The following is an 11,506-nucleotide window of genomic DNA, read 5'->3' as shown; positions in this document are numbered from 1 at the left end:
AGGGACAAGCATGGAATCAAAAATACTAATCTTTAATATAATACTATTATAAATTCAAGGGGGAAAAAAATATGGCTAATGATGATAAACAAGAAAAGGAAAAGGAACAAGAACAGGAACAAGAACAAACTAATAAGAATGTTAATATAATAAATGTACATGTAAATTGTTGTGATCATAAGAAAGACGAGAAAGACGATGATAAAAAGCACTGGAAAGACTTGTATAAAAAGGTATATTGGGATTATAAGGAAGAGAAGTATAAAGAATACTAGGATTAAATGAACACAAAGGCCCTCCGGATTGCTTTACTGGAGGGCTTTTTTATAGGATTCTAGATACATTGAATTCCGATAATATGGGGTTATGTTAACTTGACATGAATAGAGTATATAAACAACATAAAGCTAGATGGATATAAGATAATGATGGATAAGCATACAAGCAAAAGAACATTTAATAACATATATTTCATTAAATTTTATTAGGTTTTATTTAATAATAAAAATGAAAGAAGGTAGAATATGTCTGGAAATGATAACAACAACCAAGGATATAATCACGGATCCAATCAGGGATACAACAACCAAGAAAATAACAGCAATAATAGTCGTAGTAATAGTAACGGAAATTCATGGATATATAGAATGCAACAAAGATACTATAACAACAGAAACTAAGAAAATAGTTAGATAACGAACCCCCTTCAGTAAGCGTGGTCTGAAGGGGGTTTTATAAGTTTCTAGATACATCGAATGCCGATAATGCCGGATTATGTTAACTTCACATGTATAGGGTATTCATCGTCAACTATGGAAGTTCATCAGATTTTTCGTGCAGGATCCCCCGACTTCAAGGAATGTGAAGGGCATAGCCCAATGAGTAAGTCGGGGAGGAATGCGCGTTTTTGCGTCACAAACCAATCCAATGCTACATTTCCTCCTTTACGGTATCATTTTGGATAAGAGATGAACCGTTGAGCGAATCGTCGCTACAGGCACTCTTTTTGTTCTTTGACAACCTAAGATATGAGGTTGGTTGCAGGAATACGTTGCAACCGTAAAATCTTAGACGTAACTCGTCTGCCTAGTACGTGTGGAAATTTGAGTACTGCTACTAGGCAATGCCGTGCATAACGGTTGCTACTTGGGCATGTCTCTTGTAGTAGGGCGACCGTCAATACGCCCATGATGCAGAGGACACTCCAAGGTAGGAGGTCTTAGACCGTCAGTACTGCTGGTCACTCACAAGCGTAGCTAAGTGGGGGGGAGTTGACGCGGATACATCTTACAAATAAATAGGTGAAATAGCCTATTTATTTTCTTAATAAAACATGGACCGAGTCATTCCAGAGTATTTTGTTTAGGTCATTAGCAAAGATTCCTGGGTAGAACAAAGGAAAAATTTCTATTCCTCTAACATAATTAAAATACTTTATTTACAGTATAGACTGGCTCCAAGAATCCCCTAAAACATACAATATTCTATATCCGTGACAAAGAGTTTTTTCCTCCTTATAAAAAGGAAAAGGGGGCATATATATATGTATGGTTATGGTTTCGGTTACGGTGGTTACGGCGGCTGTGGCGGCTGCGGTGGTTATGCTGGAGGATTTGCACTAATCGTCGTATTATTTATCCTATTAATTATAGTAGGTACTGCTTTCGTTGGCCGTTGGTAAATCAGAAAAAATATTAGATATCTAAAACCCCTGTATGCTCGCTCATACAGGGGTTTTTCTATGGCTCAGTAAAACTAACAAGAAAAACAAAACTTGTATTATCAAAATTGCTGTATAAGAGATAGCACGCAAATTTTAACATTTTCTTGTAATACCTGCAGAAATGTTTTTATTCGCGTATTTTTTTTATTGGTCAATTACCCTACATCTTGTCCTAAGATGATGAATATCTTATATAAACAGTAATATAGTAAATTTTTTCCTTAAGGAGGAAGTTATCTTGTTTTATCAACAAGCTGACAATCACATAAATAAATACACAAAAAATCTAAAATCCATGATTGGTTCAACAGTGCAATGTAACTTTGGAGGACCCGAGAAAGGAGAGGGAATACTTCTTAAAGTAGGTTTAGACTATTGTGTATTGCAATGCAATAAAGAAGTATACTATTATCCATTGCATCATATCAAAGGCTATACACTTATCCAGAAAGATGACAATTCCGAAGAAAATAGCAATACAGAGGATAATGGAAATGAAAATAACGACAACAACAAAAATTTAAACTATCCAATTGTTGTACCAGGCAGACGTTTCGTTGATGTTATTGACCGCTTAAAAGGGCAGAAAGTTCAATTTAACAAAGGACCAGGCAAGATAAAAGGAACTGTAGTTGGACGTGATACAAAGCATATTATACTTGAGGTTAACGATGAAGTGTTGTACGTCTCCAAATTCCACATTCAAAATATGTGCTGGGACTATTGCAATTCGAACAATAACCAACAAAGTCCCGACGATTCCAAAGATGACAAAAACAACGATAATAATAAAAACAGCAGTAGTACCAACAATCAAGAGAATAACAATCAAGAGAATAACAATCAAGAGAATAACAATCAAGAGAATAACAATCAAGAGAATAACAATCAAGAGAATAACAATCAAGAGAATAACAATCAAGAGAATAACAATCAAGAGAATAACAATCAAGAGAATAACAATCAAGAGAATAACAATCAAGAGAATAACAATCAAGAGAATAACAATCAAGAGAATAACAATCAAGAGAATAACAATCAAGAGAATAACAATCAAGAGAATAACAATCAAGAGAATAACAATCAAGAGAATAACAATCAAGAGAATAACAATCAAGAGAATAACAATCAAGAGAATAACAATCAAGAGAATAACAATCAAGAGAATAACAATCAAGAGAATAACAATCAAGAGAATAACAATCAAGAGAATAACAATCAAGAGAATAACAATCAAGAGAATAACAATCAAGAGAATAACAATCAAGAGAATAACAATCAAGAGAATAACAATCAAGAGAATAACAATCAAGAGAATAACAATCAAGAGAATAACAATCAAGAGAATAACAATCAAGAGAATAACAATCAAGAGAATAACGATCAAGAGAATAATGATCAAGAGAATAATGATCAAGAGAATAACAGCCAACGGGAGAACAACATGGATCAATGGTGGCGTTGGTATGACAGCTTATGGGAAAAACATCTAAGAAAACAATTAGACAATAATTAGTGTACGGAGGAGCTTTTTTTGGACAACTTAAAACAGTTATTGAATAAAAAAATTCATGTAAAAATAACCCCGGAAATTTATTTTGACGGAATACTCACTGATATAGGAGATGATATTGTAGTATTATTTGATGGACAAAGATATCTTTATATCCCCTTGGTACATGTCCATAAAATCAAGCTTAGTAGAAGCGATGAGGAAATTGGTGAGCCTACTGGATTTTTATTACCTAAACAAACAGAATCTATTTCATATCACACTATTTTAACAAATGCAAAAATGCTTTTTATTGAAATTCATGTATTAGGAAATCAATCATTGCATGGTTATATCACAGATGTGTTAAATGATTATTTTGTTTTTTATTCACCTATATATAAAACAATGTATATTTCCTTAGATCATTTAAAATGGTTAACCCCATGCAATCAAAATATTACCCCATATACCCTCAATAAAGAACTCTTACCTGTCAAGCCTTCTCTTACTATCGCATCCGCTTCATGGAAAGAACAATTAAAGAAATTAGAAAATAACTTCGTAGTCTTTGATATGGGAGAGGAGTCAGATAAAATAGGGTTACTAAAAAAAATAGAGAATAATCTAATTGAGTTGATAGCTGCAAATGGTGAAACCGTGCATTTGAATCTTACTCATATCAAATCTGTACATGCCCCATAAACATTCTTACCAAACAGCCCTTTTGAAGGGCTGTTTGAAGTTATCTTGTTTAACTACTGAAAAAGCTTCCACTCTTTCCTTTTCTCTTATAGTGGTGATGCCCATAACTTCCATGGTCACCATGACTTTTTCTATAACCATCGCTGCTGCTAGAACTCTTGTAAGAATGTGATCTTCTCCCCTTATAATCACTGCTACTATAATGCTTATGTTTATTATTCGTTAGTGAATCAAATAGTTTCTTGAACATGATTTAATCACTCCTCGTAATATTTTTAAATCTATGACAAAACAAAAAACGCTTTTATCTTTTTTGTAGATAAAAGCGTTGGATGTACAAAAACAGACTTTTACCTAACTAAAAACTTAGGCAAAGGTCTTGCTAACAATTAATATTGCCAACAAAGCCGGAAACATAACGTTTCGTAATGACGACTATTGTTGTACAGCTACTCCCCTTTGAAGTATTAAATTTGTTTAATCTTATCGTATTATCGTAGATCAATTCCATAAGTCAATTGATCACTAATGAATTATCACCTTTCAAAACCTTATTTTTCCATCCCCTCGAAAAAGGGGATTAACGAGTATACAGGGGAAGAGGAGTAAGATCGATGAGGGGGTTGCTATTCTAGCAGCTCCTTCCTCATATTTTAATTGAACTAGCCTGGAAAACAATGCTAAGATTGAGGAAATAAATAGTGCGAAAAAATGACAAAGCCCTTATTCTCTCCCCGACCAAAGTTTGAGAATAAAGGCTTCCACAGTCACCTAAGGGTGTACTGTACCCTTTTTAAAAACATATGTTACTGCAATTTTAGCATATGTTTATTTGGGCTACAACTATATCCTTTCGTGACTTCTTACCATTTTTCGCAACTCTAAAAATGGAAAAGAGGTCTTTTTGCTATGGAAAACACAGGGAAGCTATTATTTGATGAAAGCCCACTAATTGTACAACGGAAACTTGCTATGAAATTAGGAGTAGACGAAGCTCTATTTATCCAGCAGCTCCACTATTTGATTGTAGGTAAACAATCGGGAAGTGATTTTAGTACATTCAAAGAGGGAAATGTGTGGGTCTACAATACTTGGTGGGGCTGGCAGGAATTTTTTCCATTTTGGAACGAGAAAAAAATCAAACGTATGATTAAATCGTTAGAAGAAGTAGGTGTACTGATCGGACGAACAGACTTAAACGTAAAAGCCTATGATAAAACAAAGTGGTACCGAATCGACTATGAATTGTTAGTAAATCTGCCGGAACGGAACTATTTTGAGGAAGAAGGCAGTTTACATAAAGAAAAGAAAATGCAGTTACTTTTAAAACCGAAGGGACAAAATGTCCCTATGAGTAATAGCAAGGGTTCAAATGGTACGAAACAGAATGAAGAGCCTTCAAACCCGCATGAACAGCCAAAGGGACAAAATGTCCCTATCGATAGGGACATTTTGTCCCTACCTATACCAAAGATTTCTTTACCAAAGAATTCTTTAAATGATTTAGAAAGTAAGTATGTAGGTAGCGCTTCGCTTGAATTATATTCATCTCAATTCAATATAACGAAATACACATCGATAGAGCTTACCAAGCTAGTAGAAGCAGTTGGAGAAATATTAGTAACAGAGGCTATCAAACGTGCTGTTTCCGGTGAAGCAAATAAACCTATTGCGTATATAAAATCAACAGTTTCTAAATGGGTTGCTGCAGAATGTCAGACGATTGAAGACATTGAACGATATGAAGATAATTTTAGACAGCAACAGGTAGCGCTAAAGCAACAGAAGAAGGTTAAGCATGGTAAACGTACTACACGTAAAGAAGCCCTAGCTGAAAGTATTCGTGAAGAACAAAAGGCTCCATCCACAGAGGAACAGCTTACACTTGAAGAAGAGCGTCGTCGTTTAGAGGAAGAACTTAAACAGTATAAAAGATCGTAAATCATAGCCATATTCGCCTCTATGAGCGTTTTTAAACTAACAACCAATGTAAATTACCTAACCATGAAAAGAACGCTCAGAAAGGGAGATAGGGGCTTTAGAAAGCATGTTAGATATCGCCATAGAGTAATAGCGTCAATTCGGTAATATGACTTATAAAACCTTTAAAGAATGCTAGTATTTTAACTAACATTTTTTTCCTTTTTAGAACAGGAAAAAAACATCTTTTTATGGCATTTCAACTCCCAATATTTTAAACAACCACTTGAATAATAGATACATAGGAACAACAAACACGGCTGTTCCTATCCCATATTTCGCTATATCCAACCAATCATTAATCCAAATCTCTTTTGCACTAGAAACATAGAATCTAAGTCTTACTTTTTCGATGTTTCACATACACAAGCCCCTTGTGTGTTTTTATAACACATATTTTTAAATCTTTTAAATCTTTTAAACCTTTTCGGGCGCTTAAAACCCTTGCCCCGCAAGGGTTTTAAGCGCCTAACTATTACTTTTTCAATGTGAACTATTACTTTTTCAATGTGAACTATTACTTTTTCAATGTGAACTATTACTTTTTCAATGCCTAAACTATTACTTTTTCAATGTGAACTATTACTTTTTCAATTCCTGAACTATTACTTTTTCAATGAGAACTATTACTTTTTCAATGTGAACTATTACTTTTTCAATGCGAACTATTACCTAAAAATAATGGTAAGATTTAGAGGATTATGAGACAATAGATTCAGAGAAAAAGGGAGAGTGAATGGTATGGATGATACAAAACAAACAGCACTTGTGAAAAAAGCAAATTCACTAGTTGAAGCAAGTTTTAAATTGTCCGCACTAGAGCAAAAAGTCATTCTGACACTTGCAAGTCAGATTCGGCAAAATGATTCGGAGTTTAAGACCTACACGCTTTCGATTAAAGAATTTTGCGAGACGCTAGGCGTAAAAGGCACAAGCAAATACACAGAACTTCGCCGGATCACACTAAACTTGATGAAAAAAGCATTTCAAGTCCAATTAGAAAAACGTGTCGTACAGGTGTCCTGGCTTTCGTATGTCAGTTATAACGAAAACCAGGGAACAGTGGACATGCAATTTGCTCCTTTTCTGAAACCGTATCTGCTCGAACTCAAAAGGAATTTTACATCATACCCCCTCTCAAACGTCGTCAAACTGAAACGTTCTTACTCGATACGCATGTACGAATTGCTGAAACAGTACCAGAGGATTGGAGAACGGACCTTTACACTCGATGAGCTTTTGCAAAAGCTTGGACTTGAGAACTCTAGCTACACGGCATACTCTAACTTAAAGCTTAAGGTGTTAAAGCCGGCACAAAAGGAACTGGCAGAAAAAACAGATCTCTCTTTTGATATCATTGAAATCAAGAAAAGTAGGAAAGTCGAATCCGTTCGTTTTGTGATTCGTTCTAAGGAAAAACTGATTGTACCTTCGCCTTCAGTCGAAACAAAGATAGAAAGAGGATTTGAAGAAGTACAGGATGTGTTGAAGAGATTGAGCCTAACTGTGAGTGATGAAATCATTTCTGGGTGGCTAAAACACCATACAGCAGTATATATTACAGATATTCTCACCTTTGCTATGACGGAAGGGTCGATACAAAACCCACTCGGTTTCGCAACATATGCGATTAAACACAATCTGCAAATCGAACATCTGAAACATACTGTTCGTGAAGGAAAACAAACAACGCGAACAGAAATTCTGCCAGAATGGTTCCAAAAGGGTGAACAAACTGCGGAGCAAGGGTTTTCTGATGACACCGCGGACCTTATCGAGCAACGTAAACGTCTTGAGGAGGAGCTACAAAAATACAGAAAAACAAAAAGCCCCGCTATTTAATACTGATTTATTAGCAGGGAATTTCCAAAATTAAAGGAGAAACTGGAGGAGCGTTTATATCTGGTTTTTATGTCCTGAGCGCAAGCTACGGAGAAATCAATTATAAATACTGCCCGTAGATCAATAAGTTTAATAAACAGTAAGAGTGGGTTTCGTACCAGCTCTTTTTTTATCAAAAAATAGGCGAGAACACCCCCACCTCAAGGAGTGTTAGCGAGTAGGTGACGGGTAGTTAAATGTAAATTTTTGGATACTCTTAAAAGTATCTGTATAGGCTGTTTTATTCTTTGTATCGTTTGAAAAAATCTCGTAAAGCTAATTCTATAATGTCTTGTTTCTGTATCCTATATATCTCAGAAAACTGATCTAATTTTGTGCTAATCGACTTATTAAAATACACGCTTTTGCGGGTCTTTTCCTCCGGCTGTATTTCAGTACGAGTCCGCATAATCAATTGCTCTGCACTGTTGGTGCTGTCTGTGTATTGTTCTAGTGCTGTGGATGCTGCCTCCATAACGCCCTCTTGTTGCTTGTATGCTGCTAACATGCTGCGTATTGCTGCTATTTCATCTGCCGTTAGGCTGTCAATTGGTGTGGTGGTGTCTGCCTTCTGTCTGCTTTTTGGCGCTGTCTTGGCTGCTTGCGGTTTGTTTGTGGACATAAACTCTATTAACTCACGATTTAATGGCTCTTGTTCTTCTCCTATATAGTCCCATGCTTTTGCGCTTTGGCTGTATTGGTACCCAGCTGCTTGTAGTGCCGCTCTTAACCTCTTATCGCTTATTGCTAAATCTTTGCTTACTTCTTTAACATTGTGTTCTTTTAGTTGTTCTAATACGGTTTGTATGGTGTACATGCGTTATGATCCTCTCCTTGGAGTGCTGTGTTGGCGCTGTGTTAGCGTTATCCTGGCGCTGTGTTAGCGTTATCCTGGTGCTGTGTTAGCGTTATCCTGGTGCTGTGTTGGTGCTATCCTAGTGCTGTGTTGGTGTGCTATCCTGGTGCTGTGTTGGTGCTATCCTGGTGCTGTGTTGGCGCGATCCTAGTGCTGTGTTGGCGCTATCCTAGTGCTGTGTTGGTGTGCTATCCTGGTGCTGTGTTGGTGCTATCCTGGTGCTGTGTTGGTGCTATCCTAGTGCTGTGTTGGCGCTATCCATAACACTTAAATCTTAATGAATTATACTCTGCATGGTCGTGGCTTGTCCTGTAAATATGTCATTATCGGAAGTTCCTCCGTTTATAAAAGTAGATTTCTACGGATTTATATGGTTAAGAACAAAAGAAACCTGCTCAATTGAACAGGCTTTTTTACATAATCTCCGTTACTGACAGTAATATTTCTCTAAAACACAACGGTATTTTTTTGAAGAAAACTATAACAAGAAGATCCCACATAATACCCTTGTGGGATCTTCTTGTTATAGTTTTTAGTAGTAGCCGTAACCGCAGTGACCATAACCGCCATAACCGCTGTATCCGCCACAGCAGACTACTGCACCAATAATAATAAGTAAGATAAAGAGAACAATGATTAGCGCGAATTCATTACCATGTCTATGTCTATGTCCATGTCCGCATTCACATCTAACCCCATGTCCACATCCACAATCAAAATTACTCATACATATTTCCCTCCTTGATATTTAGGAAGGAGGTTCAACTATGACCTTTCACCTAGGGTATTTCATTGTATTCTTTTCAGTTGTATTTTGGTACATATCATGGATAAATGATGAAACAGCCTACCTTTATAAAAAATTTTACGTTCTATCTAGAAACTTATAAAAACCCCCTCCAGTAAAGTGATCTGGAGGGGGCATGTTTACATAATCAAGTGTTACTGGCGGTCAATTCCTACCCGTACCTTTTATCTAGATTATGATTTACCACTTGTAAGATGAGAATCAAACATATCGATTATTTCAAGGAATCTATCAGCCTCACGGAAAACATGGTCTGCTAATAGTGGATGAATGATACTCTTTATTTTACATTGCTCAATTAAATCACGCGCCGTTTTCTTGAAGTCCCGAAGGGATGAGACCGACACGCGATTTTGATCCAGGAATTGATCTAAAAGAGGAACTGTTTGAGATTGTGGCCTCATAGATTCTAAATCTCTTGCTTGATACAACAATTGATCAAAATCATTGCTGAAATTCTGGGCCAAATCTACAAGTTTTCTTTCCGATGGATCAAGAAGATGACCAATAAATTTAGCATGGTCTGCCATAATCCTTAAGAAGAAGACATTTTCTTTAATAATGGCTTCAGGAAGAGCTTTTAATTTACCCTCATTTAATTCCATTAAACGTTTTCTAAAATAATTAGCTTCTCTACTTGTATGATCAACTAACAGTGGAAAATTATTTGCCCCTGGCAATTTACAGGTGAGAATTAGTCCTAGTACTTTTCGTTTAAATGCGAAAATATTGGTTGCAGCCTGTTGTACTTCTGAATTAAATCTTCTTATTTGCTCAGGATCTGTTTGATTTGTATAGGAATGTGCGATTTGTTCGATGTGTTCAAACAATTGGTAAAATTGATTAGCCTCTTGGATTAGTTGAGTATCCTCCGCTCTAAAACCCAATCGAAGAAATAAGGAATGCTCTTTCATGATTCTAGACCAAAAACGTATTTCATTTAATGATCGCTCGACAAACACTCCAGATGTAACACCCGTATCAGGATGTAATGAGGCTTCATCTCTATTCATCCTTACCCCCCTCAGTACATACTTCGTTTGCTCTATTCTTATTAACATGTACATATAAAAATACCAACATGAAAAAAAACCACTCCTAGTGAGTGGTCTCATCTTTTAGTGTGTAAAAAAAGTGTAAAAAATTTTTTGCATTTTCTTGTATACGTTATTCATGCGAGATTAACATAACATGGCATTACCGGAAGTGGGATTCCCTTGGGCATCCGCGCCAATACTGGATTTCTCTCATTCTCAGACAAAAGCCAATATGCAGGATTTTATGCGATACCCTAGTGGTACGGATTTTCCGGCTTCAACTGCTTACCCAGCATACCGAAAAATTGCATAAAATCCTGCATATTTTTTATTACTTAAGATATCGTTTCAAATCCTCGTAAAAATTTTCCCGTGGTCCAATCAATAGAATCAGAACGTATTCCCTTGCGGATATAGCCCGGAAATTAGGACGCCCACGAACGACCCTACAGGCATGGAGGGATTCCTATAAGCCTTACATACCGACAGTAAGCGGTACGAAGGGTCGCGCTACCCGCTACGATGAAAATTCGATACGAATCCTCGAACTTATCATGCGTATGAAGGACGACAACGAGCCGCCAGAGATGATCGAGAAAGCTCTGCGGGATAACTCCACGTATCTAGCCGTTGATGCGGACGATAAGGATGACGACAAAACGACGCCATTTGTACCAGCGTTGTACGATAGTATGCGGGAGATAGCGACAGCGCTAGAACAGCAGCGAGAATTTAACGTGCAGTTACTCGGTCGCTTGGAAACGCAGGAGAGATTTAACGCCCAACTGATCGAGCACTTATCTACACAAGAGGACTTTAACAAACGCTTACTGGAGCAGCTCGAAAAGCAGCAAGAATATATTGACGACAAAATGACGAAGCGCGACGAGGAGTTGATACGCTTGGTCCGAGAGCAACAAGAAACAAAGTGAATGATCGCTGCGTCTGAGGAAAAGAAGGGATTCCTTGCGCGACTATTCGGCAAGTAAACGGGGACCTAGCGGTTCCCTTTTTTCACTGTGTC

11 protein-coding genes are annotated in these 11,506 nt (G+C 36.8%); 7 read left to right on the top strand and 4 right to left on the bottom strand.

Features of this window, described 5'->3' with window-relative positions; translation table 11 throughout:
• The first annotated feature begins 71 nt into the window (after positions 1-71).
• The 4 genes from EP737_RS23235 (at position 72) to EP737_RS23220 (ending at position 3,920) form a co-directional block, all read left to right on the top strand.
• Positions 72-275 (top strand): hypothetical protein, encoded by a 204-nt coding sequence (locus EP737_RS23235; protein WP_129731481.1) that lies wholly within the window; start codon positions 72-74, stop codon positions 273-275.
• A 1,268-nt stretch (positions 276-1,543) separates the two neighbouring features.
• Positions 1,544-1,681, top strand: coding sequence for a YjcZ family sporulation protein (locus EP737_RS23230; RefSeq protein ID WP_129731479.1), 138 nt, complete (start codon positions 1,544-1,546; stop codon positions 1,679-1,681).
• Positions 1,682-1,961: 280 nt separating this feature from the next.
• Positions 1,962-3,239: a hypothetical protein gene (locus EP737_RS23225; protein WP_129731477.1), complete on the top strand. Its 1,278-nt coding sequence runs from the start codon at positions 1,962-1,964 to the stop codon at positions 3,237-3,239.
• A 39-nt stretch (positions 3,240-3,278) separates the two neighbouring features.
• The gene (locus EP737_RS23220) at positions 3,279-3,920 is read left to right on the top strand and encodes a DUF2642 domain-containing protein (protein ID WP_246040354.1); all 642 of its coding nucleotides are present in this window, start codon (positions 3,279-3,281) and stop codon (positions 3,918-3,920) included.
• 49 nt (positions 3,921-3,969) lie between these two features.
• Here EP737_RS23220 and EP737_RS23215 read toward each other — a convergent pair whose 3' ends face one another.
• Positions 3,970-4,170: a hypothetical protein gene (locus EP737_RS23215; RefSeq protein WP_129731473.1), complete on the bottom strand. Its 201-nt coding sequence runs from the start codon at positions 4,168-4,170 to the stop codon at positions 3,970-3,972.
• A gap of 659 nt (positions 4,171-4,829) precedes the next feature.
• On the opposite strand from EP737_RS23215, the gene EP737_RS23210 reads away from it, so the two are divergent.
• Together EP737_RS23210 and EP737_RS23205 are read left to right on the top strand one after the other, a co-directional pair.
• On the top strand, positions 4,830-5,861 hold the full coding sequence (locus EP737_RS23210; protein ID WP_129731471.1) for a DnaD domain protein: 1,032 nt from the start codon (positions 4,830-4,832) through the stop codon (positions 5,859-5,861).
• A 780-nt stretch (positions 5,862-6,641) separates the two neighbouring features.
• Positions 6,642-7,742 (top strand): replication initiation protein, encoded by a 1,101-nt coding sequence (locus tag EP737_RS23205; RefSeq protein ID WP_129731469.1) that lies wholly within the window; start codon positions 6,642-6,644, stop codon positions 7,740-7,742.
• Between the two features lie 280 nt (positions 7,743-8,022).
• On the opposite strand, the gene EP737_RS23200 is transcribed toward EP737_RS23205, so the two are convergent.
• The 3 genes from EP737_RS23200 to EP737_RS23190 form a co-directional block, all read right to left on the bottom strand.
• Positions 8,023-8,598: a hypothetical protein gene (locus EP737_RS23200; protein WP_129731467.1), complete on the bottom strand. Its 576-nt coding sequence runs from the start codon at positions 8,596-8,598 to the stop codon at positions 8,023-8,025.
• Between the two features lie 571 nt (positions 8,599-9,169).
• Positions 9,170-9,364, bottom strand: a complete 195-nt coding sequence (locus tag EP737_RS23195; protein WP_129731465.1) for a YjcZ family sporulation protein — start codon at positions 9,362-9,364, stop codon at positions 9,170-9,172.
• 254 nt (positions 9,365-9,618) lie between these two features.
• The gene (locus EP737_RS23190) at positions 9,619-10,458 is read right to left on the bottom strand and encodes a DUF2935 domain-containing protein (protein WP_129731463.1); all 840 of its coding nucleotides are present in this window, start codon (positions 10,456-10,458) and stop codon (positions 9,619-9,621) included.
• Positions 10,459-10,862: 404 nt separating this feature from the next.
• On the opposite strand from EP737_RS23190, the gene EP737_RS26665 reads away from it, so the two are divergent.
• Positions 10,863-11,414 carry a MerR family transcriptional regulator gene (locus EP737_RS26665; protein WP_129731461.1) on the top strand — a complete coding sequence of 184 codons (552 nt, stop codon included), beginning with the start codon at positions 10,863-10,865 and terminating at the stop codon, positions 11,412-11,414.
• Positions 11,415-11,506 lie beyond the last annotated feature (92 nt).

The organism is Ectobacillus funiculus (assembly GCF_004138295.1).
In the GTDB taxonomy this organism is placed as follows: domain Bacteria; phylum Bacillota; class Bacilli; order Bacillales; family Bacillaceae_G; genus Ectobacillus; species Ectobacillus funiculus.
The sequence above is the reverse complement of the archived record's forward strand: the minus strand, read 5'-3'. Positions and strand labels throughout refer to the sequence as shown.